The organism is Amedibacillus sp. YH-ame6 (genome assembly GCF_053848845.1).
On the sequence record NZ_JBSPEZ010000016.1, the window covers coordinates 42,223 to 68,775 of the forward strand.

At 33.0% G+C, this 26,553-nt stretch carries 25 protein-coding genes and 2 tRNA genes; 20 read left to right on the forward strand and 7 right to left on the reverse strand.

Features of this window, described 5'->3' with window-relative positions:
- Positions 1-19 precede the first annotated feature (19 nt).
- From ACWG0P_RS10945 to ACWG0P_RS11010, 14 genes are all read left to right on the forward strand, one after another.
- Positions 20-988, forward strand: coding sequence for a bifunctional lytic transglycosylase/C40 family peptidase (locus ACWG0P_RS10945; RefSeq protein WP_455801756.1), 969 nt, complete (start codon positions 20-22; stop codon positions 986-988).
- 16 nt (positions 989-1,004) lie between these two features.
- Complete coding sequence (locus ACWG0P_RS10950; RefSeq protein WP_455801757.1) at positions 1,005-1,589, forward strand: hypothetical protein; 585 nt, start codon at positions 1,005-1,007, stop codon at positions 1,587-1,589.
- A gap of 34 nt (positions 1,590-1,623) precedes the next feature.
- Positions 1,624-2,091 carry a hypothetical protein gene (locus tag ACWG0P_RS10955; RefSeq protein ID WP_455801758.1) on the forward strand — a complete coding sequence of 156 codons (468 nt, stop codon included), beginning with the start codon at positions 1,624-1,626 and terminating at the stop codon, positions 2,089-2,091.
- A gap of 33 nt (positions 2,092-2,124) precedes the next feature.
- Positions 2,125-2,415, forward strand: a complete 291-nt coding sequence (locus ACWG0P_RS10960; RefSeq protein ID WP_455801759.1) for a hypothetical protein — start codon at positions 2,125-2,127, stop codon at positions 2,413-2,415.
- 9 nt (positions 2,416-2,424) lie between these two features.
- Positions 2,425-4,617, forward strand: a complete 2,193-nt coding sequence (locus tag ACWG0P_RS10965) for a helicase HerA domain-containing protein (protein ID WP_455801760.1) — start codon at positions 2,425-2,427, stop codon at positions 4,615-4,617.
- A gap of 795 nt (positions 4,618-5,412) precedes the next feature.
- Positions 5,413-6,285, forward strand: a complete 873-nt coding sequence (locus ACWG0P_RS10970; RefSeq protein WP_455801761.1) for a hypothetical protein — start codon at positions 5,413-5,415, stop codon at positions 6,283-6,285.
- The gene (locus ACWG0P_RS10975; RefSeq protein WP_455801762.1) at positions 6,282-6,623 is read left to right on the forward strand and encodes a hypothetical protein; all 342 of its coding nucleotides are present in this window, start codon (positions 6,282-6,284) and stop codon (positions 6,621-6,623) included. The genes ACWG0P_RS10970 and ACWG0P_RS10975 overlap by 4 nt, the downstream gene beginning before the upstream one ends.
- A gap of 601 nt (positions 6,624-7,224) precedes the next feature.
- Positions 7,225-7,818 carry a hypothetical protein gene (locus ACWG0P_RS10980; protein ID WP_455801763.1) on the forward strand — a complete coding sequence of 198 codons (594 nt, stop codon included), beginning with the start codon at positions 7,225-7,227 and terminating at the stop codon, positions 7,816-7,818.
- Positions 7,819-7,890: 72 nt separating this feature from the next.
- Positions 7,891-8,697, forward strand: a complete 807-nt coding sequence (locus tag ACWG0P_RS10985) for a hypothetical protein (protein WP_455801764.1) — start codon at positions 7,891-7,893, stop codon at positions 8,695-8,697.
- A gap of 167 nt (positions 8,698-8,864) precedes the next feature.
- Complete coding sequence (locus tag ACWG0P_RS10990; protein ID WP_455801782.1) at positions 8,865-9,482, forward strand: DNA-methyltransferase; 618 nt, start codon at positions 8,865-8,867, stop codon at positions 9,480-9,482.
- A gap of 238 nt (positions 9,483-9,720) precedes the next feature.
- Complete coding sequence (locus ACWG0P_RS10995) at positions 9,721-11,022, forward strand: recombinase family protein (RefSeq protein ID WP_455801765.1); 1,302 nt, start codon at positions 9,721-9,723, stop codon at positions 11,020-11,022.
- A gap of 312 nt (positions 11,023-11,334) precedes the next feature.
- Entirely contained in the window at positions 11,335-12,963 is a 1,629-nt protein-coding gene (locus ACWG0P_RS11000; RefSeq protein ID WP_455801766.1) for an N-acetylmuramoyl-L-alanine amidase, read from the forward strand.
- A gap of 17 nt (positions 12,964-12,980) precedes the next feature.
- Positions 12,981-14,987 carry a dockerin type I domain-containing protein gene (locus ACWG0P_RS11005; RefSeq protein ID WP_455801767.1) on the forward strand — a complete coding sequence of 669 codons (2,007 nt, stop codon included), beginning with the start codon at positions 12,981-12,983 and terminating at the stop codon, positions 14,985-14,987.
- Positions 14,988-15,002: 15 nt separating this feature from the next.
- Positions 15,003-16,352: a cadherin-like beta sandwich domain-containing protein gene (locus ACWG0P_RS11010; RefSeq protein ID WP_455801768.1), complete on the forward strand. Its 1,350-nt coding sequence runs from the start codon at positions 15,003-15,005 to the stop codon at positions 16,350-16,352.
- Positions 16,353-16,421: 69 nt separating this feature from the next.
- Here ACWG0P_RS11010 and ACWG0P_RS11015 read toward each other — a convergent pair whose 3' ends face one another.
- Positions 16,422-16,850: a hypothetical protein gene (locus ACWG0P_RS11015; RefSeq protein WP_455801769.1), complete on the reverse strand. Its 429-nt coding sequence runs from the start codon at positions 16,848-16,850 to the stop codon at positions 16,422-16,424.
- A 198-nt stretch (positions 16,851-17,048) separates the two neighbouring features.
- Between ACWG0P_RS11015 and ACWG0P_RS11020 the strand changes: the two genes are divergently transcribed.
- The 3 genes from ACWG0P_RS11020 to ACWG0P_RS11030 all read left to right on the forward strand — a co-directional run bounded on the left by ACWG0P_RS11020 (position 17,049) and on the right by ACWG0P_RS11030 (position 19,673).
- Positions 17,049-17,885: an alpha/beta fold hydrolase gene (locus ACWG0P_RS11020; protein ID WP_455801770.1), complete on the forward strand. Its 837-nt coding sequence runs from the start codon at positions 17,049-17,051 to the stop codon at positions 17,883-17,885.
- A 63-nt stretch (positions 17,886-17,948) separates the two neighbouring features.
- Positions 17,949-18,365 carry a helix-turn-helix domain-containing protein gene (locus ACWG0P_RS11025; RefSeq protein ID WP_455791356.1) on the forward strand — a complete coding sequence of 139 codons (417 nt, stop codon included), beginning with the start codon at positions 17,949-17,951 and terminating at the stop codon, positions 18,363-18,365.
- Positions 18,366-18,512: 147 nt separating this feature from the next.
- Entirely contained in the window at positions 18,513-19,673 is a 1,161-nt protein-coding gene (locus ACWG0P_RS11030; RefSeq protein ID WP_455801771.1) for a D-alanyl-D-alanine carboxypeptidase family protein, read from the forward strand.
- Positions 19,674-19,885: 212 nt separating this feature from the next.
- Here the strand turns inward: ACWG0P_RS11030 and ACWG0P_RS11035 are convergent, their stop codons facing one another.
- Positions 19,886-20,779 carry a PHP domain-containing protein gene (locus tag ACWG0P_RS11035; RefSeq protein WP_455801772.1) on the reverse strand — a complete coding sequence of 298 codons (894 nt, stop codon included), beginning with the start codon at positions 20,777-20,779 and terminating at the stop codon, positions 19,886-19,888.
- A 63-nt stretch (positions 20,780-20,842) separates the two neighbouring features.
- Positions 20,843-22,102, reverse strand: a complete 1,260-nt coding sequence (locus tag ACWG0P_RS11040) for an EAL domain-containing protein (RefSeq protein ID WP_455801773.1) — start codon at positions 22,100-22,102, stop codon at positions 20,843-20,845.
- A 133-nt stretch (positions 22,103-22,235) separates the two neighbouring features.
- Here ACWG0P_RS11040 and ACWG0P_RS11045 point away from each other — a divergent pair, with 133 nt between their 5' ends.
- Positions 22,236-23,033: a Cof-type HAD-IIB family hydrolase gene (locus ACWG0P_RS11045; protein ID WP_455801774.1), complete on the forward strand. Its 798-nt coding sequence runs from the start codon at positions 22,236-22,238 to the stop codon at positions 23,031-23,033.
- Entirely contained in the window at positions 23,034-23,996 is a 963-nt protein-coding gene (locus tag ACWG0P_RS11050) for a type I phosphomannose isomerase catalytic subunit (protein WP_455801775.1), read from the forward strand.
- Between the two features lie 116 nt (positions 23,997-24,112).
- Here the strand turns inward: ACWG0P_RS11050 and ACWG0P_RS11055 are convergent, their stop codons facing one another.
- From ACWG0P_RS11055 to ACWG0P_RS11065, 3 genes are all read right to left on the reverse strand, one after another.
- Positions 24,113-24,403, reverse strand: coding sequence for a helix-turn-helix domain-containing protein (locus ACWG0P_RS11055; protein WP_455791343.1), 291 nt, complete (start codon positions 24,401-24,403; stop codon positions 24,113-24,115).
- Between the two features lie 169 nt (positions 24,404-24,572).
- Positions 24,573-24,658, reverse strand: a tRNA-Leu gene (locus ACWG0P_RS11060).
- Between the two features lie 207 nt (positions 24,659-24,865).
- Positions 24,866-24,951, reverse strand: a tRNA-Leu gene (locus tag ACWG0P_RS11065).
- A gap of 176 nt (positions 24,952-25,127) precedes the next feature.
- Between ACWG0P_RS11065 and ACWG0P_RS11070 the strand changes: the two genes are divergently transcribed.
- Positions 25,128-25,490: a hypothetical protein gene (locus ACWG0P_RS11070; RefSeq protein ID WP_455791341.1), complete on the forward strand. Its 363-nt coding sequence runs from the start codon at positions 25,128-25,130 to the stop codon at positions 25,488-25,490.
- Between the two features lie 17 nt (positions 25,491-25,507).
- On the opposite strand, the gene ACWG0P_RS11075 is transcribed toward ACWG0P_RS11070, so the two are convergent.
- Complete coding sequence (locus tag ACWG0P_RS11075) at positions 25,508-26,524, reverse strand: aspartate-semialdehyde dehydrogenase (protein ID WP_455791340.1); 1,017 nt, start codon at positions 26,522-26,524, stop codon at positions 25,508-25,510.
- Between the last annotated feature and the right edge of the window lie 29 nt (positions 26,525-26,553).

Below are 26,553 nucleotides of genomic sequence, written 5' to 3' on the forward strand. Positions count from 1 at the left end.
TGCAACCTCTTTTCTCTTGATGATTGTAACAATATTATTATTGATTATGGTAATTGTTGGTGGTGCAAGTAGTAGCAAGAGCAAAAGCGATGCTAATAACACTTTAAGCGCGTCTGTTGAATCTTATCGTACTTATGTAACTAAAGTTGCCAAGGATGAAGGTGTTGAAGAATATGTGTATTTGATTTTATGCATTATGCAAGTTGAAAGTAATGGAACTGGTAATGATCCAATGCAAGCTTCGGAATGTCCATATAATACAAAATATCCTAACAAGCCTAACGCTATAACAGATCCTCTATATTCTATAGAATGTGGTGTTAAGAATATTAAAGACACCTTAAAAAGAGCATCTGTTAAGAATGCAGATGATTATGAAAGAATCAAAGTTGCTCTTGGTGGCTATAATTTCGGAAATGGATTTGTTGAGTGGCTAGATGCAAATCATGGAGGCAAATGGACATTGGAGAACGCTCAGGAATTTTCTGACATGATGGCTAATAAATTAGGGTGGAGTGCATATGGTGATCCTCCATATGCTGATAAAGTGATGAAATATTATATGAGCTCTTCCTTAGAAGGCGGAGCTTCAGCGCCTATGGGAAAAGAGAAGTACAGTGCTCTAATAAAAGAAGGAGAGAAGTATCTCGGATTTCCTTATGTATTTGGAGGAGGTTCTCCTTCGACATCATTCGATTGTAGTGGTTTTGTATGTTGGGTGTATACACATGCAAATGTATATAATTTGCCAAGAACAACAGCACAAGGTATTTATAATCAATGTAAAAAGATTAGCAAAGAGGAAGCGAAACCAGGAGACTTAATTTTCTTCACAGGAACATATGACGCAGGAGAGCCAGTATCACATATAGGCATCTATGTAGGTAATGGTAGAATGCTCCATTGTGGAAATCCAATTGGTTATGAGAATGTTGAGGTTCCTTATTGGCAAAGCCATTTTTATGCCTATGGTAGATTACCGATATAGAAAGAGGTGAGTGTAATTGAAAAAAATTGTTCTGGCAATTCTGTTTTTAGTTGTTATTTTTGTAGGATCTACATTGTTAAATTCAGGAGGAAACAGTAATAGTGAAAACAAATCGACAAAAGAAAATACATCAGGTAACAATTATGAATCAATTAAAAAAACTGGAAACGAATTTAAAAATTATAGTAGTTACAGTGATTCAGTAATCAAATATATCGAGATAATGAAATCAGGAAATAGTGACGCTCCATATTTTGATAGACTTGAAAGTATAAGAAAAATTCTAACCGTAGAATTATTTGAAAGCCTTATGCCAGAAATGAGCGATGAAGCCAAAGAAAAAATACGATCTGAAACGAAAGAGTCAGATGAATCCTATTCATCAAATACATCAAATTATGAGGTTTCATATTCTCTAACTAATTCTAATGAGCAAGATGTATTTGTTATTTATACATATAAATCATTTACTGGCAATGGAATCAATGAGAATAGATATTTATTCCATGCCAAAGTAAAGCAGTACGATTCAAGCTATCTAATAACAAACATTGTAGAGGATAGCCAACTTATGGAAGGCGTATACAGTAAAATTAAATAATGTACCAATGAGTGGTACATAAAAGGAGAAGATAATGAAGGAAACAGAAATATTCTTGAAATTATACTCATTAGTTTATAGATTTGACGAATCTAATAGAAATCACGATATTGCAGTAACTACTAATGATTTGGAAAGAATGCAAGCAGCCGAAAATATGAGTGATAAGGTATACTCTGCTTTTTGGGAACTTGTTCATAAAAATTTCGAAACTGAACTGTTAAAACAAGTTAATAATAAAATAGGTAACAGCGAATTCATCACTATGGAATATGTAAATACTTTGCAAGAGCTGTACATCAGTATTCCAGAGTGTATTTTTGAATATAAAGGATATACTCTAGAAAGATCACTAGATATTTACAAGGGAGAAACATATCTTGTTTATCAAGATGGTAATCGATATGGAGAGTCAATTAATTATGTAGATGATGAAAGTGCAATTCAGGATTTTATATTGTGTATTGATAGATCACCTGCTAACCCTGGTTTCGGAATGTAATTGTTCTACAAATAAAAAAATTAGGAGGAAATAATGAATGATATTATGAAATATTTCAATGAAATAAAAAATACAAATCCCACCAATTATCACGATATTATAATGGAATTTGTGAGCAATATAAAAGGGCTAAAACAACAAAAGAATAAGATACTAACTTTTATGATTTTAGATTTTGTTCATAACAATCCTGATATTGATCGTAGGGCATATAAAATACTGGAAGCTGCTAAATTTCAAATACGTAAATTAAAAGATGAAGATGTTGAGTATATCGAAAACTCATTTGTTGACAATGTTGAAAGAATTGCATTTAAGTTTTAGGAGGAAAGTATGTTATATCAAATATTGCCTAAAAAAAATTATCAATTCTCATATGAAAATACTTTAATGCTGTTCAAATCATTTGCGACTGCAACGAGGAAGAAAGGATTCTTTAAAGCTTTACTCAGTAATATATTTGAATATAGCTTTATTATTGATTGTGATAAAAATGATCAGGTTGGAATATATTTTGAAGTTGATGATACGCAAGCAGAAGTGGTTTTATCAACTCTAAGAGTTTGGTGTGGAGCAGAGGCTGATGTATTTGAAGCGGTGAGTCATTTAGAAAAGTATGATGTTATTGATACACTTCATACTACAGAACTCACTAAAGAAGATGGGAAAAGAAAGACCATTGCTACATATAGCAATGAAACTATTTTTCTAAATATAATAGGATCCATGGAGCCGTATACACGAGTTACAATCGACTTCAAAGTTGTTAGAGCATCATCTACTGCAGAAGGCTTTCGGTATCGAATGTCTTCTGCATCGGATGTTGAATTAGAAGCATTGGTTCGTGTTTATGGAAAAACGATGTACGATAGAAGTAAAGTGAAAAATCTTGCTCATAAAATATGTAATTTGACATCAGGTGAGAAATTGATGTTTGTAGACTATAAAGACTCTTGGAAGGTATGCAAATTCTCAGGTAGTGAATTAGCAAATATTTTTCAAATCCCTACGTTATATCGTAAGGATATATCTTTTTTAAAGAGAATTCATTATTTGAGACCAGGACAAACTACCTTAACTGGAAATGAATTTAGTCAAGGGATATCTGCAGGAATGCTGTATCATCCTATGCAAAATGAAAGAAAAATCAAAATTTCAGAGAAAGCACTCAGAACACACATGTTAATCACTGGGACGACAGGATCAGGAAAATCATCAGCTATCGAGGGGATGATTGAAGATATTCTAGTTAGAAAATTGAATGGTGAGAAGGATGTCCCAGGATTCACTCTTTTCGATCCTGCAGAAAGCACAGTGTTAGGTGTCTTGGATAAGATATTGAAGCTTAAAAGCGATGGATATGATACAGATATCTTATTGAAAAAAGTAATTTATGTAGATTTCAATGATAAGGACTATATTTTTCCCATGTCGTTATTGAACAAAAATGTAGAAGCAAACGAACTATTAGAATTTTTAAATAGTTTGTTTGCTGATATGAATGCCATTCAAGTTGAAAGAATGATGAATTCTGCTGTAAATGCTTTGATGATGGATAAAAATAATCATTCCATTTTTGATATAGAGAGGATATTTCTAGATGAGAGTTTTAGAGAGGAATTGGTATACAATTTGAAAGGTAATATGTATGCGCAAAAAGAGATCTCATTTTTGAAGGGAAAGTTCAATGCACAAGTAACTGCTCCAATCCTCAATCGAATAGATCCTTTTGGTAATAGTAAAACAAAGAAATTGATGTTTGGTATGAGTGACGAATACGATATGTTAAAAAATTTAAGAAAATGGATGGATGAAGGTTATATTGTACTTATGAATATCAAGGGGTTGAATAGCTTTAACGTAAAAACGATTGTTGGATATTATGCGTTACAGTCTTACAGGACAGCCCTAAGACGACCTGATTCATCTCTTCTTCATATGTTGATCATAGATGAGGATCATAAAGTTCAATTACCTATTGCTACTAAGATAGCTGCCGAAACTCGTAAACAAGGTCTGTCTATCAACCTAATGACACAACAAATGGAGCAATATAACCAGGACTATTTAGAAAAAATTATTGGTAACATAAATACAATAATATCTTTTCGGCAAAATGAAGATCGAGCATGTCGAAACGTAAAGAGTTTTATTTTATCGGAAATCGATTTGCAAGATTTTAAAACGCTTCCTGATCTCGTTGGTTATCTATCTACTACAGATATAGACAGTCAAAAGAAGAGCGTCTTAATGAAGGTAAAGCCACCATATAGGTATACAAACGGAAAGGTAGTTAACCATGATGACAAACAAGCTATGGAATATAATACAAATAAAAACCGAGAGTTCGCAAAAGAAGTCATGAGGAACAGTATGATGACTAAGGCGGAAGCTGAGGCAATTGTATTTCATAAGTATTTGAATAATCAGGCGTCAGAGCAATTGGAAAAAGAGTTGCTTGATGAAGGTGATAGCTTATTAAGTGTAGAGAAAGGAGTTGTAATTAAATGGGAAGACGAAGACTGAATTTCAATCAACTGAGGTATCTATTAAGACAAATAACTTGGAAGTTCATTCCAAAGAAATACAGGAAACCATTTTATTTATTTGGTGGCATTTTGGGCCTATATACATGGCTGAACTTTTTGGTTTATTTAACACAAAGCAGATATTTGATTACTGTTAAAAATGAACTAAATACGTTTACTACATATGTTTGGATTACATATGATCATAAGTTAGTTGTGACTGTAATTGTTGCGTTATTATTATTGATAAGCTTTAAATATTTCAAGAAACCAAACTTCGATCTTAAAGAGGATCAACAAGACAAACCGACTCTTTTCAGTGGTAGCATTTATTATCAGGTTAACAGTCTGATCACAATGCTTTATTTACTGTTTTTGATACTTGCTTTTTTACCCCTAATTGTATAAAAGTGTACCAGTCATTGGTACACTTAAGAAGTAGATGTCAAATATGACATGAATAGGACATTCCTATGACAACTGCTATGCCAAACACTATGACAGATATGGCATAGGTAATGGCATAGCAAAATTTCAAAATAAGCGATAAATAAAGGATTTTCCAAGACCCACTATAAAAAATACTTTCTCGACAAGGTACCTAGTACCTTTCACAAATCTATCTCTATTAAAACTATATCTCACCATATGAAGCCTCTAGCATTTCATAATACATATCCCTATATAACTATCTATATAATACTACTAATATAAAGGAATAATCTTATTGTCTATACTTATATTAAATACTATTTATTAACTAATTAAAGAAGAAGGGAGTGATAAAGTATAAATGGGAAATTTGAATAAGCCAGTTTTCGATACAGATGATATACAACTACTTAAAGCTATTGGTAGACATGGTTTTATCGATATGAATTACATATACAAATTTTATAAAACTAACTGTAAACCTGATACGGCAAAGAGAAGAATAAAGCAGTTAGTAAAGCACCGTTATTTGCATGAAGAAAAAATGTTTGAGCCACGTGGTTTTACACTCTCTGGAAAAGATGGATATAGTGCTTTTTGCTTGGATAGGGAGGGTTTGAACTATATGAGGTTCTTAGGGTATGATGTCCCCAATTACGTTGCTATGCTAACGAAAGCAGCGCCTTATCGTATATACCATCAAGTCCAAGTAGCGACGGTTTGCGATTCTATAAAATTAGCTTATCATCGAAAACAAGGAAGATTTGAGGTTGATCAAATTTTAAATGAAAGGGAGGCTACTTTATCTGATCAAGAGAACCAACCTGATGCTATGATTCTATTTAAACACTCTGCAGGTAACCAAGGACTGATTGCTATTTTTGTGGAGTTGGAAAGAAGTTATGCTCGATGGCAAAGGATAGATGCGAAAATATGCGCATATCATAATGTGATCCAAGCTAACAAATATCTGCAGGAACTCAAGCTTCCAATTGTAGCATACAGAGTATTATTTGTTGCGCAAACGGATAGCCAATTCAAAACATTAAAATCCAAAATCGAATTAGGTACTAATGTAGATAAAGTCGAAATTTTGGTATGTCGATATAAGGATGTGTGTACTCATGGTGAAGGTTGGATATATGAGGTACCTGGTAGTGAAGAAAAATATAGATTGTTAGGGACGCTTTCCAGAGAAAAGAAGAATGATAAAGAAAGGGAAAATCAGATATGATTAGTAATGTATGCTTCGAATATTTTGAGATAAAAGATGTCGAACGTTACTCTAGATTTACTTCTGGTAATAGAAAGGAGATTTGCATTGTAGGGGCTGAAGTACAAGGTCATGATTGCTATTGCCTACAGTATGATGGCGAAACAAGTGTTTATGCACATATCGTTTTGAGTAACGGTATGTTGAATGTTATTCCTTTTTACGCATATACGAATAAATGGGGATCCTTTTACGATTTAGATTTGAGCCATGAATATGTAAATCTAATCGTAGAGGTAGTAGGGAAATCAGAAGAATTTATTTTATTTTGCTATGACAACCTAATTAGTACATCTTAGGCGGTATGCATTGAATATATGTAAAATAAAAGTAAGAGATATACATGTGATATGATATAATTATTTAGAAGATATAGGCATGGTCTGTACGGAACTATGTAATTAAACCCTTTCGGTTAAGTATCGGAGGTGGCTACTATGGATATTAACTTATACATAGCTTTTTTGATTGTAATAGCAATTAGAGAAACTATTAAGTCAATAAAAAAGTAATCGCCCTTCTAAACTTATCCAGGTTTAGGGCGATTACTTAGCACCACATGTCTATATCTTCACTTTGTTGTGTTGATATGACTTACAACTATATTATACACAGTTTTTGAGTGAATGCAAATAGTATATAAGGGAAGTGTATGGTTACATATAGTTCATATGCAAAAGAGTAATTATCAAGATGATGGGCGAAAATATAGATTTATTTTTATATTTGGATAAGTTTTTGCTACATTAAATAAAATTAACTTTTTATCGAAGTGGCAATTTGATATAATTTGAGTGATTAGAGACAGAGCGTTTTAATTTGTTTTAATTTAAACCAGTATGTTCTAATGACTTTGGAAATATAACTTAATGTGTTTAAAGTATAAGGGAGAACAATATTATGGGTAAATTGGAGTATGTTCATGGTTACATTGATAAGTGTAATATGGTGATTAAATCGAATAATATAAAAGAAGCTGAGCTGCTTCAAGATGAAATAATAGGTATTTTTGAAAATGAAATAAAAGAGATTAGAAATATGTTATCTGCTTATAGTCCTCTTGCGTTTGATGAAAAAAACGTAGACTATATAAAGGATATCGAATTACTTAAACAAAAACTTACGAATTATTATTATAATATGGAAGATGCAAAAGAAAAAAGAGATTATGAATTAGAATTAGCTAAATTAAAGCAACCTCAAGTATCAGCGTATGCAGAATCAAATCCTATTCAGTCATCAATATTAAAAGCAAATTTAACAGTAAATTTGGAACAGACGATTGAAAAACTAAATAATTTATCAGAGGATGAGTTATCGACAAAAGAGAAGGAAGAATTAAAGAAGCGTATTGTATCATTAGAAGATTCTAGAAGTAAAGGTGATAAAAACAAATCTTGGGAAATCATAAAAGAGATTTTAAAATTTATCGCAGATAAGGGAGTAGACGTAGCTATTGCTAGTCTGCCCTTCATTGCAAGCAAAATTTCATAATGCTTATGATTCAAAGTTATCTTTAAAAAAATAGATTTTAATCGTGATATAATTCTAAAAGGAGACGAACGTATGAATGAAAAATATTTATTATGGTTTTACTTGAAGAACAGGATCAAGAAAGAAACTAATCCTATCAATGAAAATATAAATAATATAGAAATTGTTGATGATTTATCAAGTAGTGAATCTCAACCGAATAGTGAAGAATCTATGGGTTCGGCAAGCGAAGACATAGCAAATGGCGAGCACATCGAATCTACTAAAAATAAAATGGAAATAGTAATTATGGTAGGATTAGTGATATCTTTGCTACTTTACCTTATATTGACCATTACAATGTTGTTTTGTGGAGATAAATTCTTGGCTCAAGTTCTCTATTTTATTTCTGTCGTATTTATGACAATAATGTTAACTGTGATGTATCTTTATGACAGATATACTAGAAGAAAAAACGTAGATAATCTGTTGATTAAATATATCGAGAACATGCAATATTTACAAAAATCATTTGAATATATTGGAGTAGATACTCCTGGAATCTATGATCATGTGATTTCAATAATAGATAAAAAATTAATTGATATGAATAAGATGCGCGAGAAAATCTTGTCGTATACTGGTAAATTTTTAACATTTGTGTTTTTTCCGATCGTTGCTTTTGTATTTGGTAATTTCAAAATAGATTGGAGAGGTGTAACAGCTAAGGGATTAATTTCTATATTAACAAGTCTTTTGGTGTTTGCAATTGGTATATTTGTTTTTTATATGATATTTTTAATTCTTGTAAATATGAAGTGGCAAAAGGAATCAGATATTGAGCGTATGAAAAATGATTTAACATGGATTAAAATCAAACTTTCTCAATTATCTGAATAAATGATATAAAAAAATTCAAGACTACATTTAAATTATTTTTATCCTATAATATTCTTAATGATGGAGGCCACCATTAAGAATAGATAGGAGGGATAGCCAAAGCAAATGAAATATTATTAGGCAATGCATATGATTTGATTAAGACACTGCCTTCACATTCCATAGATTTGATTATCACTGATCCACCATATTTGATTTCTAAAGGAGGATCAGGTAAAGATTCAGTTTCGAGAAATTTGAGAAAGCTAACTAATGAGTTACAAGATATTGGAGTTACAGAGGGAATAGATTTAAGCATTTTAGATGAATTCATGAGAGTTATGAAGAAACCTAATATTTATATTTGGTGCAATAAGAAACAAATCATACCTTATCTCGAATATTTTGTGAGAGATAAACAATGCACTTTTGAAATATTGACATGGATAAAAACTAATCCAATTCCAACATGTGGTAATGACTATCTGCATGATAAAGAATATTGTTTATATTTTCGTAAAGGGGTCAAGCTACATACGAAGTATGAGACTGCTAAAACGTACTGGATCACTCCAACGAATATTGCTGATAAAAGGAAGTATGAGCATCCAACTATAAAGCCGTTATGGATTATTGAAATGCTATTAAAGAATTCAAGCTCACCAGGAGATGTTGTACTAGATTGCTTTCTAGGTTCTGGAACTACAGGAGTTGCTGCAGTAAAAAATGATAGGCAGTTTATAGGTTTTGAAATAAATGAAAAGTTTTATGAAATTGCTGTAGAAAGGGTAAAAGAAGTATGCTAAGATAAAAAACAATATCGTTTTTAAGAGATTAGAAAAAAGAATTTATTTTTCTTTATTTTTGCTCTTGTAAAAGCCAGTTAATATGATATATTAGTTATGTACACATAGGTATATCTTACAACACAAAGTATACTTATCGACAAAATGTGTACAAAGAAAACGAAGAGACGGTTCCTTTGATGAAAGGAATTGTCTCTTTTTTCTTTCATTAAAGAGCTGTCCTATTATGGGAGGCTATATGAATATAGAAGAAATGAAAATTGCGATTTATTTGCGAGTAAGCTCTAGAGAAAGAGCGTTACTGGGTTATGGGCTGGGTGCACAAAAAGAGAAAGATGAATCTTATATCAAACTAATGTTTGACACTGATCCTAAGGATGCGCAGATTTATATTGATGATGGTGTTAGTGCTAAAGACATGAAACGAAAAGATCTAATGAAAATGTTAAAGGATGTAGAAGAAGGAAAAATCAATGTAATTGTAATCTACAAATTAGATAGATTAGCAAGGAGTGTTTCAGATGTTTATAAAATCATATCATTTTTAATTGAGCATAATTGTAATCTTGTAGCAGTTATGGATCACTTAGATATTCAAAGCGCAAATGGACGAATGATTGTTGGTATATTAGCTGTGATTGCGCAATGGGAAAGGGAGGTGGATGTAGAACGCACATTAGATGGACTCGATAGTATGGCAGCACAAGGCAAATTTCCATTACCAGGTTGTCCTTTTGGATGGAAGAAAGATGAAGATAAATATTTACAAGTCGATTCTAAAAGCAGTGCTATTATAAATTTCTTAGGAGATATGATTATTCAAGGTTATACTTTAAACGATTTGTGTAGAGTATTATACGATGAATATAAAATATCGAAACAGCCGAATACTATAAAAACGTGGCTACTTAGAAGTTACAACACAGGGAAGTTTATGTATCATGAGAAACTATATGATGATATTGTTCCTGCAATCATGACGGATGAAAAACAACAGGAAATTAAAAAAGGTTTAGCAAAAAGAACATTAAGATGGGATACAGATAAGTATTATTATGCAAATCTAGTTCATTGCTCATGTGGAGGTTTAGCTGTTCAAAAGCTAACAAAGAAGAAAACAAAAAAATATTATTATTATGAATGTCCCTCTTGCTACAAAAGAATAAATCAAACAAATCTTTTACATCAAACATTAGATGATATCTTTTTTCATTCTAATACTATAAGCGTTGATCAATTACAAAAGAATTTGAACAAAAGAATCAATTCATTGAATAAGAAGGTTGATACTATCTATAAAAGATATGTGGCTGACTTAATTGATGTAAAAGCTTACGCTTATAGTTTATCAAAACTTCAAGAAGAAAAAAATGTGTTGCAGGCACAACTAAGTAGTACAAATATTGATGCACAAAAAGAATTCAATATTCAAAATGATATGATCAAGAGAAAATTTATACAATCGAATGTTTCAAAAGTGATTGTGGATCTACATTTGAAAATGGTGTTAAAAATAGAATTCAAAACCATCATGAAGTAAAAACAATATTGTTTTCGCAAAAAACTATTGCAATATGTACTAGAATGATTTATGATATACATGTCGATAAGTTGTCGTGTGTTGCGATAGATAAGACCATAGTAAGTTTGCCAAGTATTTGGTAAACAGCGCCATTTAGTGTAATAAACAAACTGTCAATGATGGTTTGTTTTTTTTGGTTTTTCAGTAGTCATTGTAAATATAGACCAATTTTATGCATAAATTTGTTAATTATTACCTTTTACTGTTATGATACTTTTATGATAATGCCTTTTGATGTATAATTATAGGGATATGAAAGGGGAGAATTAAATGAGAATAAAAAAATTACTCGTTATGGTAACAGCATTTTCTTTATTTGCTACATTAAGTACAGGTTCGTATTTGATACATGCAGAAGATAATGATACAAGTAATGGATATACAGAAAGTGGAGAAGAAGATCAAGAACTAGTACCAGATTATGATACAAGTGGATATGAGGCTTGGTTGCCTGATTACAATCCAAGAGCGCGTGAAATGTATGGCAATTATAACCGACAAGGAAATTTTATTATTTGTGGGAATGATACTGGAGAAGTTCGTTATGCTTCCGCCATAAAAGTGGAGTGGGAAGCCTACAATGGTTTACCAACAACTCAGTATTTCAATGTGAATGGTAATTTAGTAAAAAAGACAACTAATTTAACAGTCAGAGAATACGCGAATGTAAGTGGCACATTTACACTGAAACGTAATTGTACAGAATTCAAAGCCCCTATCGCAAACAATAAGTTTAAAACTGGAAAAACATTGCCAGCGGGTACTTATCAAGTGAAAAAAGAAGCGTTAGAATTTTTAGAATTAGTAAAGCAAGATGGTAGTACTGCTTGGGTATCTCCACAGTATGGTGATGATGGCAATTATTACTATAGTAGTAATCAAGGAACTTTCGTTGATTCTCCATCTTCTTTAAGTGTAAACTCAGTAAACGGGGTTTCTATTAAACAAAGAATTATGCCAATTAGAGAAGATAAGCGAACAGGGATTGTGATGAAACCACAATATGTAACGATACATAATACCGCTAGTACAGGATACGGTGCTAATGCGGCAGCTCATGCGAATTTACAAATTAACGATGGTAGAACATGGATATCATGGCATTATACAGTCGATAATAATGAAATATATCAAAGCATGCCTATGAATGAAGTTGGCTATCATGCAGGTGATGGACAAATGATGGGAAATGCAGCAACGATAGGGATTGAAATTTGTGAGAATTCAGACGGGAATTATGCAAAAGCTGAGAAAAATGCAGCATATTTAACAGCACAATTACTATATGAAAATGGACTCCCGTCTGATGCTGTAAGAATGCACAAGGATTGGTCAGGCAAAAATTGCGCTCGCAATATTATTGAAGGAACAAAAGGTACCATGGGATGGAGTGCATTTTTAAATTTGGTGAAACAAGAGTATGAGCGATTGGTATTGGAAAATAGTGTAAATACCTCAATTCCAGAAAATTTTCAAGCTATGATAACAAACAGCGGAACCAAATTTGAAAGTGGATTTGTTTCAGGATTGGATTTGAATACATCCTTGCAAAGCCTTGTAGATAAATTGAAAGCAGCAGACAATGGCGTAGAAATTTCCGTAACAAAATCAGCTAAATCTGTTTCTTTGGATAGTAAAATTGCGACTGGTCAATTAGTGAATGTAAGTAAAGGACAAGAAAGCTTTAAATTCATGATGGTAGTTAACGGTGATACGAACGGAGACGGTAAAATATCCTCACTTGATTATGCATATGTAAAAAATGAAATTCTAAGAGTGAGTTCGTTAAGTGGGGCAGCAAAAAAAGCTGGAGACGTGAATCGTGATGGTCGAATATCATCTTTAGATTATGCATTTATAAAAAATCATATTTTAAATATAAGCCCAATAAAACAATAAGTTAAGGAGATACAAATTTGAAAAAAGTCAAAATATCATTGTTGGTAGTTATCGGCATGTTCCTGTGTTTCCTTTATCAAGGCAATCTTCATGCCCAAGAACAAGCGATAAAAGATAAAAAAAATGAAGAAGAAATATCAAATGAAGAAATAGATACGACGTTCGCAGTAATCGAAGAAGATGGTAGTATTACGTTTCATGAATCTCCATTTGAAACTTATGAACCAGATTACTATGAGGTCGTTAGAGAAATCGGTACAAAAGAAGATGTAGTGGGTGAATATGATACAAAAGAGGAAGCACAAAAAGATGTAGATACAAAAAAGAAAGCACGTAGTGTAGGAGATTATAGTGTTCGTGATGCGTATAATACCCGTGCTGGGACATATAGTGTTGCTCATTTGAAAGGAACATTTTACTATAACAACCTTGTGACAGGATTACAGGATATATTTGCAGGAGGTTCCGCATCAGATGCTGCATATTTATCAACAAATGCAAATGGTACAGTGAGAGTCAAAGTTGCTAATACAGTATTGGATGTTCCTGCAGCAAATGTTAGCTTGGTAGAATATACGAGTTCCACACCGACGAGTCATTATATTGTAACAAATGGGCGATTGATGCATGTTTATTATTATGATAATATGGCAGCTTCCGCATCAAACTGGATTGGTTATCAACCTTCTTATCTAAATGCGAATACAAAGTACTATAGCTATGACGGAAATTATTTTTACACGAGTTATACTAAAATGATTGATGATTATCGTAGTGGTGTTACAACAAATGCGATAAATGCTAGACTTCCATATTACAATTATTACGAATACTTATCGCATCGATCTATTTCAAATTTTACAGCAGCGGATTTGAATAATTATTTTATTAGTAAAAAAGGTTCAGGACTTACCTCAGCGATGAGGAACCAAGGACAAGCATTCATCAACGCGCAAAACAAATATGGAGTGAATGCATCTTTGATGTACGGAACAGCAATAAATGAGAGTGGTTGGGGAACAAGTGATTATTCCCTTGACCGTAACAATTTGTTTGGTCATAATGCTGTTGATAGTAATCCAAATTTAGCAACGCACTATGCAACGTTAGAAGATTGTATAAAAGCACATGCATTCTCATATATTTCTTCAGGATATTTAAATCCTGCAGATTATCGTTATCGAGGGCCTCATCTAGGAAATAAATATGCGGGAGTAAGTTCGAAGTATGCTTCAGACCCGTATACTGGGGAAAAGAAAGCATATTTCAGTTATGAAATAAATGAGTACACAAATAAAAATGATTATAATAAATATACGATAGGTGTAACAAATGAACATGCTTACGTGTATAATTCTACTTCATCAAGTAAGAAAGCTTTATATTCAACAGGAACAAATAGGAATCAAGCATTAGCAAACTTTCCAATGATTATACTAGGGAAGGAAACTGGAGCAGATGGAGCTCAATATTACAAAATCCAATCTGATACTCCTCTTAATAGTGCGAGAACCGAAGTTGTGGCAAATGGAGAATATGATTATTCAAGGGATTACGGGTATATATTAGCATCAAAGGTTTCTATATGTAATTCAGGCAGTAGGGTTTTATCAAGTTTAGGATTACTTACTTCTGGAGACACAGTAAGTGGATTTACAGTAGGTACAGACATTTCAACGATCGCTTCCAAAATAAATGCGAATAGTGCAGGGGCTTTTGTGTCTATAAAGAACGGATCTGGACAAACAATTACCTCTGGAAAGGTAGGAACAGGGATGAAACTCACTATCAAAGAGGATGAAGAAACTCAAACATATGATATTTTGGTACGAGGAGATGTAAATGGAGATGGAAAAATATCCTCTCTGGATTATGCATCTATAAAAAACCATATTTTAAAGATAAAATCTATCCAAGGGATATATAATACAGCATCTGATGTTAATCGAGATGGTAAAATATCCTCATTAGATTATGCATTGGTTAAAAATGCGATATTAAATATCTCGAATATTGCACAATAGAAAGGGAAATATAAAATGAAAAAGACAGGGAATAAAATTTTAGCTTTTGTAGCATCTGTTTCATTATTAGTAGGAACACAAGGAGTAACTATCATCGATGCCGCTTCTGTAGCGCCAGGAGGTGGCTTTTCAGCAAGCTTCTCATGTGGAGTATATGAGGGCAGTGTAGTAGCTTCAGCAAGCAACGCAACACTTCAAAGTGCTGGAAACTGGTGTGATCGTGGAGGTAGTGTAAGTGCAACTGCAACTGCTGGATCATCGGGAAACGCATCTATTTCATTTACGGCTGGAGATTTAACAAATACATCCTCCATGACAGAAGTTCCTGCTGGAACATATCTTGGTGGTAACAGTGTTTCTATCGTAGCACCTTCTAATGGTGGCAATACAAGTGGTGGCGGTAATACTAGTGGTGGTGGAAATACTACGAATACTCCAACTGAAGAAAAAGAAGATACACGTTCTAAAAATGCGAATTTATCTGCGTTAACAATTTCTGAGGATAAACTTAGCCCAGATTTCAGTGCGGATGTTACAGAATATAGCGTATCTTTAGCTGCCACTGTAACAAGTTTCAAAGTGGACGCAAAAGCAGCTGATTCCAAAGCAACTGTTTCTGGTACTGGAGATGTTAAAGTGAAACCTGGAGAGAATAAAATCACGGTTACTGTAACTGCAGAAAATGGTAGTACAAAATCTTATATGATTATAGCTACAGTAGATGAAAAACCTTTGATCTATATGAACTACAATAAGTTAAAACTAGGCGTTGTAAGAAATACAGATGCAGTTACTGCCCCTGACGGATTTGAAAAGACTACTATCAAAATGAATGGAAAAGATGTTACGGCTTGGACAAACAAAGCAATGAACACTACAATTGTTTACTTAGTTGATGAAAAAACAGGAGAAAAGAATTTCTATGTATATGATACAGCTAAAAAAGCGGTATCTACTGTTTTCAAACCAACCGCAATCTTAGGACAAAATGTATTTATTATTGATGTAGAAGAAGATTTACAGAAACAAGAAGGTCTAACTTATAAAAAAGTCAAAGTAGATACTGTTGAACTTATGGGATGGGAATTTAATGATAAAACATTAAAGAACTACGCGTTAATCTATGTAATGGATGGCAATGGTAAAAAAGTATATTACCAATATGAAAAAACACAAAATACTTTACAACTATACTCTGGTGCAGCACCTGTAAGTAAAGCAACTTATGAAGATATGGCAAAAGATTTGGATAGTGCCAATTTAATGAGAAATATTTTTATCGGTGTTAGTGTATTGTTGGCGATTACAACCGCTGCAGGTTTTGTTCTGGCGATGAAGAATAAAAAAGGAAGCGTTCAAAAATAAGAAAAGAAATAGCACATTCGATTCAATTCATGTGCTATTTCTTTTTATGTGTATCAACTAATCGAATACTTACTTCTCTTGAACAGAATGTGTTTTAATCCATCTTCGATGAGATATATTACGTTTAATATCAAGTAGTTTTTCTTCTTCGAAGTGCCAAAGCTTTTCATTATTATTCTGATTTAAAGCAAGTAAGTCTTCCGCATCTTCCATTAAATCCACTAACTCCATCTTTCCATACATCAAGGAAGGTATGATATACATTGGAATTTTAATTTTTTCATTCTGAGATTCATTTTTTGCATAGTACATCAAGTGTGGGCAAAGGATTGCGATATCAGCATCTAGTTCTTCTTGCTTTGTCATTAGCAAAGGGAAAGGTAAAAATTCAACCTGCACTTTATCCTCCCAACCTTTCTCTACAATCTCTTTTTGCATATGAACAGCCAATGCGCTAGAAGACATACCTAATCCACAACTAATAATCATTTTTAACATATTTCTTCTCCTTTCTTCTATGTCGCTAACTAGCGACATTATAACACCGCTTCTATTACTTGTGAAGTCTTTTCTGTGAAAAAACAAAATAAATTTGGAGATGAAAAAAATTACACAAAAGGGTATTGTAACTGCATTCTACAAGTGATATACTAAAAATGTTGGCGCGAATTAGCGACATAGGGAGGCTGTGTGAAAATGGATTATAAGTTACATAAAAGTGATATCGATATTCAAATTTATGAAAGAGGGAATACTACTAGTAATATTCTTATTGTGTTTTTACACGGAGGACCAGGTAGTGGCGCAAAGCCATTGATGGAATTGTCTTCCTTTCAAAGATTAGAGGAAAGTTATCATTGTATATATTTTGATCAACGTGGGAGTGGGTTATCTACATATGAGCTTCGTAAAGGATTACCTAAGGAGTTGATTAGCAAGGATGTATACGATGTTATACAAGATTGTAAACGACGTTGGAGTCATAAAAAAGTAATTTTGTGGGGTGGTTCTTTTGGAGGACTCTTATCTTGTATATATATGGAATGCTATGGTGATGTTGATGGATTAATATTAAGTAGTCCAGCCATCACTTTTGAACGCTTTCAAGCTTTGGAAATGTTTGAAAGAACTAAATCCATGATGGAAGAAAGATTGCCCGTAAATAAGCCAGAAACATCTATGAAAGAAGATGTGATGGAGCCTGAACAAGTATTCAAGGATGAACACTTTCTCAACTTTATCTATTCACCACAGAATCCTTCCAATTCATTGAAGCATATCGTAGCTATGTCTTCTTGGTTTTACAAATATCAAGCTACAAATGCACTTTCGTGTATTGCTGCACCTACTTTATTTATGATAGGAAAAGAAGATCCAATTTGTGATGCGAATGTAATTTTAAACAAAGTAAACGATATACAGAATTCATGGATTACATCCTATGGTCTATCTCCCTGTGGACACGCAGTGTTTGAAGATCGTGAAGATGATTTTATATGTACTATAGAAGCATTTATAAATTCTAATTTCTAATTAACATATATTTGACTTTCTAATCCTGGAAACCTATAATACCCTTATATGGAGGATGAATGCATGAAATTAGATGAGGTGTTGACATTTAGTGAAGCTGCTGAAAAATGGGGTTTAGCGGATGGAAAAACAATTCGCAAGGCAGTGGAGCGCCAACGTTTTTTACCACATGAAATAAAGAAAAGTGGGAATGTTTGGTTGACAACCTATGCAGCTATGCAACGTGTATTTGGCGAACCCAAAGCAGATATGGTTGTTCTATATTATCGAGATATTATTGCGAATGAAAATATTGCGGAAATCCTTGAAGACTACTTTGAAAAAGCAGCAATTGCAATTGAAAAAGGAGAAATGGTTTCAGTTGTGGAAAGTAAAGAAAATCCAGATAAAATTTTATATATATTAAAAACAAAAGAAGAATTGGAACATGAAAAGCATCGCTTACAATATTTCTTTACCTTAAAAGGGTATACATTTTAAATATATAGATGAACACAATTGTTCATGTGATAGCTAAGGGAATACTGTTTTGTAGGTATTCCTTTTGTACATAAACGATAATTTTGGTATTGATGATTTTAAATATAAGTATGATATGTTATCATAATGAAAAAGGGGATGAATACTATGAAGAAAAAAATTATTGTCATAATTATATTGTTGTTGATATTGATATCACTCGTTGTTTTGGGATTTATCTGGTTTCATAGAAATAATAGTGTTAATTTCAAAAAAGATACATTTAAATTCGAATACGGAGAAGTTGTGAATATCGAAGGAAAACAAGTGCTTGATACGAAAGACACCGAAATATTAAAATCTTTCAAGGCAGAGTATACAAACTTGAAACTTGAGGAAGGAAAGAAATATCCTAAAGTAGGAACGTATGATTTACAAATAAAGTATAATATCAATGGATCTGATAAAAAAGAGAATATCAAAATTATAGTCAAAGATAGCAAAGAACCAGAGTTCACAAAGTTCCCTGATAAAATAGAAGTTAAAAAAGGCTCTGATCCAAATGAAATAGCTACCCATTTTGAAGCTAAAGATTTAAGTACTGTCAAAATCACTGTAAATATAGAAAAGCTTACTATCGACGAAGTTGGAGAATATGAAGTAGAAGTAACCGCGATGGATCAATATAAGAACAAAGTTGTAAAGAAAGCAAACATTACAGTAGTTGATGATCAAGAGGTTGTCCCTAAGGATGTAAATAATGAGAATGGTACTTCAGGTAATGAATCAAAACCAACTGCATATACAGTAAGTGAACCACGTTATGTGAAAGGTGTTATGATTATAAATAAAAAGAATCCTGTGCCTTATAACTATATGCCTTATGAGAATGCTGAAGCAGGAGATAAGGCAAGAAGTTTAATAAAAGAAATGCAGAATTTAGGATACAATATCAACAGTAGTTATAGTGGGTTTAGAAGCTTTGATACGCAAGCAGGATTATATCAAAATTATGTAAATAATTATGGTAGTCAAGAAGCGGATACATTCTCAGCTCGACCAGGATATTCTGAACATCAAACAGGGCTTGCATTTGATTTGCTTCATAAAGATGGTACATTAGTAGAAAATAGCGCAGAAGTAAACTGGATTGCGACGAATGCGCATAAATATGGTTTCATAGTTCGTTACCAAGTAGGGAAAGAACATATAACAGGTTATCAAGCAGAACCTTGGCATATACGTTATATAGGTTCTTTAGCAACAAATGTATATAATTCTGGATTAACATTAGAGGAATATTTGGGTGTGCAAGGTGGTAGTTATTGATATTTGTTAAGATTAGATTTAGGTGATGAGATATGGTATGCATAAAGGAGTAAAGAATAGGGCTGTTTGCGAGTATGTGAACAGTCTTTTCTTATCCATTCAAATGTACTTTCAACAAAGGAAGATTTCTACTTGATAGGACGAAACCATATAAAAAAGAGTCAACAAGCTTACTGCTTATCAACTCTAGAAAATACCTACTTTAAATAGTTTTATTTTTTATGGATATAGCTTAAAAAGTTTTGGAGGATACTTTCTCCATTATCACGCGTGTATCCATATTCGCCTAAACGAATGCTTGGTTTGAAGGCGCCGTGATAATCAGAACCACAAGTCATCAAAACGTTGTGTTCTTTACAATAATTCTCATAAAATGCATTTTGTTCACTGTTATGATAATTGCTATAGGCTTCCATGCCATCAATACCTTGTTCAATCGCTATTTTTAACAAGTCTTCGCGATGATCAAAGTTTCTCCAAGGATGTGCAAGAACAGCAATTCCTCCAGCTTTGTGTATTTCTCTTACAGTTTCTTCTAATGTTGGGTACTCTACATGTACATAACAAGGAGTTCCAGGGCAACATAAATCCCAATAGAAGTTTACAGATTGTGGGTCACTACGTTTACCACCTGTGCGATAAGGATCAAATTCTTTAATGTGATCATATCTAGGGTCCTCTAATATAGCTTGCACAATATTTGCCCAAGGGCGCTTATTTCCATATTTCTCAAAGATCTCTTCAAGTTTGAAATCCATGTGATAATAGCTACATAATGCTTCTAAACGTTTTGGAAGCATACTATCTTTAATTCTTTTTAAACCACTTTTCAAATTTTCAAAATATGGTTGGTGGTAATCCATGTTATATCCAAGAACATGTACTTCTAACTCTCCAAACATGGTATCAAATTCAATCGCAGGAATTACCTGTATGCCATGTTGTTTCCCTATCTCCAACATTTCATCAATCCCCGCAGGCGTGTTGTGATCACTCAATGCGATTGTAGTAAGCCCAACCTCTTTTGCCATTAAAACCAATTCTTCTGGTGTCTTTTCCCCATCTGCACTGTAACAAGAATGCATATGCAAATCAAATGTAGTCATTCTAATCCTCCTTTAAATGATTGTATTATATCATAAAAGGGGAACAAATTAGAATGTTTGTGGTTAGCTTTTTACTGGATTGTTTTCAAGTAAAAAGCGTTCAAAGAATGGTATTGGTAGTGGTTTACTGAAATAAAATCCCTGTAATATATGACAAGAATGTTGCGCAAAGAAATCTGCGATTTCTTTTGTTTCAATACCTTCCGCTACAATTGTAAAGTCTAGTTCATTTAAAAGTTGTAGTAAATGTACTAGAATAATTTTCTTTTTCTCATCCCAAGCTCCCAAACAAAAAGAAGAGTCAAGTTTGATTGTATGAATGGGAAGATAAGTTAGTGTTAAAAAGGAGGAATATCCTGTCCCAAAATCATCTAGAGAACAAGCAAATCCATTGTCTTTTAATAGATTTAAGAAACGGTGTAAACGATGACTATCCTCAAAACAAATATCTTCACTAAGTTCAAACTCAATTAAGTGCTTATCAACTGAGTATTTTTGAAAAATGGTTTCAATTTCTTTTAAATAATAAAATCCATCTTCAAAGGAAGCTCTAGATATGTTGATACTGATTGGAATCAATTTTCTATGTTCCTGTATCCATCGATCGAATAGTTTACATACTTCTTCAAAGACGAATAAATCGATTCTTCGTATAAATGCATTACGATCGATCAATGGCATAAAGTCTTTAAGTGGCACAAGGGTTCCCTGATGAATCCAACGTATCAACGCTTCTGCGCCAACGATTTCGTGCGATACTGCATGCACTTTTGGTTGGATATAAACTTCAAATTCATGGTGTTGTAGTGCTTTTTCTAGCTCACTTAGCATTTTGAATTGTTGTTTTGCTCGTTCTATTTCTTTTTGATCATAGAACTCAAAGGACGTGTTATATTTATGAATGTCTTTACTATTTTGCATCGCAAATTTGGCATGGTCATAGGCTTGGTAAAAGTCTACATGACGACGTAAAAAATAAATACCGATGGAGATTGCAATTGTATGTTGAATCGTTCCAAATTGGTAAGTTTCTATTTCATGATCTAATTCATATATTAGCTGGATAATAGAATAAGGATCTTGTGAGTTTAAGAGAATAACATAATGGTCAGTATACAAACGATATAGATAAGATTTATCATTTAAAATACGTAAGCATATAGATTGGATACCAGTATATAAAGCAGCGTCACATTCCTTTCCATACAGGTAATGTAACATATGGATATTTTTTATTCGAAATACAAGTAAGGAATATTCATTTTTTGATAAGGCATCATACATCGTATATAAAGCAGTTTCATCTTGAATCTTGATTCCCATAGTTTCAACTCCTTCTTTTCAAGTATTGCCATTTCTTTTTATTTTATGTGGTAAATCAAAGAAAGTTTGTTTGTTTTCATTGCATTTGATAAATCTTTACCATATAATTGAGCAGTAAGAAGGGGTGATGATCATGAAGGGACTTGTACTATTTGATTATGATGGAACACTTGTTGATGAACGTGATGAGATTTATGTTCCTACACTCAAAACAAAGAAGGCAATAGAACTGTTACAGGATAAAGACTATGTATGTGTACTTGCGACTGGAAGAGCTCAAAGTTATATTCCAAAGGGTGCTAGAGACCTTAGTTTGGATGGGTATATTACAAGCAATGGAGCATGTGTGCAAATACATGGGAAAGAACTTTATCATGATGTGTTTGAACAAGAGGAATTAAGTGAACTATTACAAGATTTTGAAACATATGATATTAATTTTATTTTGGAAAATTCTCAGCATTGTTTTGTGAAGGATTTAAAAGATCCTAACTATATTCATTTTTTGGATAATTTTCATACACCAAAGGATAATTTTATCGCATATACAAACTATGAACAAGTACATAATAAAATTGAAAAAATAACATTGATATTTAAAGATGGTGCACATTTACAAGCATATTGTCCGATTGCGAAGAAAAAGTATGTAGTTGGATTTCATCGCAATTGTAATACCTTTGATATTGCGAAGCCTCATGTAAACAAAGGTACTGGAGTAAAGGCTTTGCTTGCTAAATGTAATATTCCTATGGAAGAGACATATGCATTTGGAGATGGAGATAATGATGCAGAGCTTCTTGCAAGCGTGACACATGGAATAGCAATGGGGTTGCATGATGAATTGTTAGATCCAGTAGCAAGTATGGTAACAGGGACTGTAAAAGAAGAAGGCATTTATGAAGCATTGAAAAAATTGGAGGTAATATAAATGGCACTAGTAAAATTAAAACCCGCATTTAAAGATTATTTATGGGGTGGAACAAAATTAAAAGAAGAATTTCATAAAGAGAGCGATTATAAAATTGTGGCAGAAAGCTGGGAGTTGTCTACACATAAAGATGGAGAAAGTATCATTGATAGTGGAGAACACAAGGGTTCTACTTTGAGTGAATATCTTCAAATATTGGGTACTCAAGCGCTTGGGACAATTGGAAATACATTCACAAATTTTCCTATGTTGATTAAGTTCATTGATGCGAAAGGAAATCTTTCTATCCAAGTACATCCAGATAATGAGTATGCATTACGTGTTGAAAAAGAATATGGGAAAACAGAAATGTGGTACATTTTAGAAGCAGAAGAAGGAGCTTCTTTGTATTATGGGACAAAAAATGAAATTTCAAAAGAAGAATTTCGTACGCGTATCGAAAATGATACCATTCTAGATGTATTGAAACAAGTTCCTGTACATAAAGGAGATGTATTCTTTATTGAAGCTGGAACGATCCATGCGATTGGTGAAGGTATTGTAATCTGTGAAATCCAACAAAATTCAAATTCTACTTATCGTGTATATGATTTTGGGCGTGTTGGTGCAGATGGAAAACCAAGAGAATTGCATATTGAAAAAGCGATTGATGTGTCAAATTTAAAACCCTTAGCTTCTGACTTTAAGCCATGTGGTGAAAAAGAAGTGAAGGATGGTTTTACAAGAGCAATGATGGCAACTTGCGAATATTTTACAACGTATATTTATGAGGTTGAAACACAAGCAAATGTAGTTGTGGATGAAAAAAGCTTTGCTTCAGTTGTGATTGTTGAAGGTGAAGGATTCATTAAACAAGGTGATGTACAACTTCCAATGCGTAAAGGAGATACATTCTTCATAAGCGCTGGTAGTGGAGAAGTAATTGTTGAGGGAACTTGTCAGTTTATTTTATCAAGAGTATAAAAGAGGATGAAAATTCTCTTTTTTTCAATGTGCATAAGAAAGAAATAGTTTTATATAATATTAGTTTAGGTACAAACTGAAATAGCAGATATCTTCTAGGATACCTGCTATTTTTGTCATTCTTTTACGTTGACCTGTTTTAGGTTGAAAACAAGATCTTCTAAATCAATCATTAAGTTTTCAAAACTTTGATTTGTAGGTTTGTTTGCGGTTTTATCTAAGCTCATATTTAGACTGTTTGCAATCTTCACCGCAGTTGAAAAATCTAGTTCTCGTTTATTGTTGAGGATTTTGTTAAGCGTGGAATAATCAATATCGATTTCGCTTGCTAATTCTTTTTGTGTCTTTCCAATACGTTTTAGTTTCTGACATGCTTTTGTTGTGAAGCTAATTGATATATCGTCCATTTCATCACTCCTAATGGCTAAATTGCATATTTATGATTTAATTATATGGGCAAGTGGAGGACGATGAAATGTTAATAGATAAAATAGATATTATATGATATAAAATGGATGATATAGAAATACGTCGGTATATAAAAAACCGCTGATATAGAGCGGTTTACATATGCATTGGTGCAGAAGAAGAGATTTGAACTCTCACGCGATTGCTCGCACTGCCGCCTGAAGACAGCGTGTCTGCCGTTCCACCACTTCTGCATGTTGAATGCTTGTATATAATACACCATTTTTTTTGTTTCGTCTATACTTGCACTGGCAATTCAAGATAGATGAAAATAGGCGGATATTTATTTCGTTTGTGTTTGATAAAGGATAGAAATGAAGTGTTCATGAAAGAAAAAAACGATGAATTTCATCGCTTTCTTAGTGCTATTTAAACATGAATGTCATGCCTATTAAGTACAATGGTGCAGTCGATGAGATTTGAACTCACACGAGCATACGCTCACTACCCCCTCAAAGTAGCGTGTCTGCCATTCCACCACGACTGCATTTCGTATTGCGTTATTTATCATACTATATTTTTATGTATTTATCTATAGCTTTTTCGCAATTTTAAATCAAAAAAATTTGTGATTTTATCAAAATTCTTTAAAAATTCACCGTTCGCACATACTCTTCACACATTTATAGTGGATAATGTAGCACGTATAGAAAGGTTGAGACTATGAACAAAACAAAAAAAGCAAGTAAAATCAGCGCGATTAGTATTGTATTCTATGTAGTAGCAGTTGTCTTCTTATGCATTGCGGCATTTAATATTTGGCAAGCATATGATTATGTACAAACACAACAAGCTCAGTATACATTAACATTAAGTTATATCTTTTATGTATATAGCACGTATAGTGCACAATACTTCGCGTATGCATTTATCCTTTATGGAGTAGGTGTAGGTTTAAGTAAAATTAATGTATTACATTATGCATTTAGCGAAATTGTAGGGAATGCTATGGAAGAAGTTGAAGTATCTTCCACAGATGATGAAGTGATTGGTACTGAAGAAACTCCTTTAGAAGAGGTAAAATAAAAAGCGCGTTGCGCTTTTTATTTGTCTAATTCTTTTACAACTAATTCTGCTATTTGTACAGCGTTGGTAGCAGCGCCTTTACGCACTTGATCACCACAGCACCAGAAACTTAAAGCATTTTTATGACCACTCATATCTTTACGAATACGTCCTACAAATACTAAATCTTGATCTGTTGTATCCAATGGCATTGGGTACTTTTTATTTGCTGGATCATCCACAAGTTTAATACCTGGAGCATCTTTCAATAACTCTCTTGCTTTTTCAACATCGATTTCATTTTCAAATTCTACCATGATAGATTCTGAGTGAGAACGAATGATGGGTACACGAATACATGTACAGTTTACACATAATTCAGGATTGCTCATAATTTTGCGTCCTTCGTTTTGCATTTTCATTTCTTCACTAGAATATCCTTCATCGTCGAATCCACCAATTTGCGGAATTAAGTTATAAGCAATTTGGTATTGAAAGTTTTTAACTTCAACTTCTTTTCCATGTGCAATAGCACCTAATTGTTGTTCAAGTTCATGAATTCCACCAACACCAGCACCACTGACTGCTTGATACGTAGATACTACCATGCGTTTTGCATGTGCATATGCATGTAGCGGTTGTAATGCAACCAATGCAATAATTGTAGCACAGTTAGGGTTTGCGATGATTCCATGATGATCTTTTACAGCTTCAGGGTTTACTTCTGGGATAATCAAAGGGACATTGTTGTCTAATCGATAGGCAGAACTATTATCTACAACTACAGCACCTTTACTAGCTGCGATAGGCAAATACTTTTCTGCAATATCATTTTCTGCAGCACCTAATACGATATCCATTCCATCAAAACTGTTCTCTGTTGTTTCTTCTACTGTGTATTCTTTTCCAGCAATATTCAATTTCTTACCAGCACTTCTTGCACTTGCGAGCAAATGTAATTCCTTGATAGGGAAATTACGTTCCATCAAGATTTTGATCATTTCCTGACCAACGGCACCAGTGGCACCTAATATAGCAACATTGTATGTTTTCATTCTTCTTCTCCTTGCTTTTTCCTATATGA

Bases quoted from the DNA above. Each gene is read 5' to 3' on its own strand.
- ACWG0P_RS10945 (WP_455801756.1), top strand. From the start codon at position 20: ATGATTGTAACAATATTATTATTGATTATGGTAATTGTTGGTGGTGCA.
- ACWG0P_RS10955 (WP_455801758.1), top strand. From the start codon at position 1,624: ATGAAGGAAACAGAAATATTCTTGAAATTATACTCATTAGTTTATAGA.
- ACWG0P_RS10960 (WP_455801759.1), top strand. From the start codon at position 2,125: ATGAATGATATTATGAAATATTTCAATGAAATAAAAAATACAAATCCC.
- ACWG0P_RS10965 (WP_455801760.1), top strand. From the start codon at position 2,425: ATGTTATATCAAATATTGCCTAAAAAAAATTATCAATTCTCATATGAA.
- ACWG0P_RS10970 (WP_455801761.1), top strand. From the start codon at position 5,413: ATGGGAAATTTGAATAAGCCAGTTTTCGATACAGATGATATACAACTA.
- ACWG0P_RS10975 (WP_455801762.1), top strand. From the start codon at position 6,282: ATGATTAGTAATGTATGCTTCGAATATTTTGAGATAAAAGATGTCGAA.
- ACWG0P_RS10980 (WP_455801763.1), top strand. From the start codon at position 7,225: ATGGGTAAATTGGAGTATGTTCATGGTTACATTGATAAGTGTAATATG.
- ACWG0P_RS10985 (WP_455801764.1), top strand. From the start codon at position 7,891: ATGAATGAAAAATATTTATTATGGTTTTACTTGAAGAACAGGATCAAG.
- ACWG0P_RS10995 (WP_455801765.1), top strand. From the start codon at position 9,721: ATGAATATAGAAGAAATGAAAATTGCGATTTATTTGCGAGTAAGCTCT.
- ACWG0P_RS11000 (WP_455801766.1), top strand. From the start codon at position 11,335: ATGAGAATAAAAAAATTACTCGTTATGGTAACAGCATTTTCTTTATTT.
- ACWG0P_RS11010 (WP_455801768.1), top strand. From the start codon at position 15,003: ATGAAAAAGACAGGGAATAAAATTTTAGCTTTTGTAGCATCTGTTTCA.
- ACWG0P_RS11015 (WP_455801769.1), bottom strand. From the start codon at position 16,850: ATGTTAAAAATGATTATTAGTTGTGGATTAGGTATGTCTTCTAGCGCA.
- ACWG0P_RS11020 (WP_455801770.1), top strand. From the start codon at position 17,049: ATGGATTATAAGTTACATAAAAGTGATATCGATATTCAAATTTATGAA.
- ACWG0P_RS11025 (WP_455791356.1), top strand. From the start codon at position 17,949: ATGAAATTAGATGAGGTGTTGACATTTAGTGAAGCTGCTGAAAAATGG.
- ACWG0P_RS11030 (WP_455801771.1), top strand. From the start codon at position 18,513: ATGAAGAAAAAAATTATTGTCATAATTATATTGTTGTTGATATTGATA.
- ACWG0P_RS11035 (WP_455801772.1), bottom strand. From the start codon at position 20,779: ATGACTACATTTGATTTGCATATGCATTCTTGTTACAGTGCAGATGGG.
- ACWG0P_RS11040 (WP_455801773.1), bottom strand. From the start codon at position 22,102: ATGGGAATCAAGATTCAAGATGAAACTGCTTTATATACGATGTATGAT.
- ACWG0P_RS11045 (WP_455801774.1), top strand. From the start codon at position 22,236: ATGAAGGGACTTGTACTATTTGATTATGATGGAACACTTGTTGATGAA.
- ACWG0P_RS11050 (WP_455801775.1), top strand. From the start codon at position 23,034: ATGGCACTAGTAAAATTAAAACCCGCATTTAAAGATTATTTATGGGGT.
- ACWG0P_RS11055 (WP_455791343.1), bottom strand. From the start codon at position 24,403: ATGGACGATATATCAATTAGCTTCACAACAAAAGCATGTCAGAAACTA.
- ACWG0P_RS11070 (WP_455791341.1), top strand. From the start codon at position 25,128: ATGAACAAAACAAAAAAAGCAAGTAAAATCAGCGCGATTAGTATTGTA.
- ACWG0P_RS11075 (WP_455791340.1), bottom strand. From the start codon at position 26,524: ATGAAAACATACAATGTTGCTATATTAGGTGCCACTGGTGCCGTTGGT.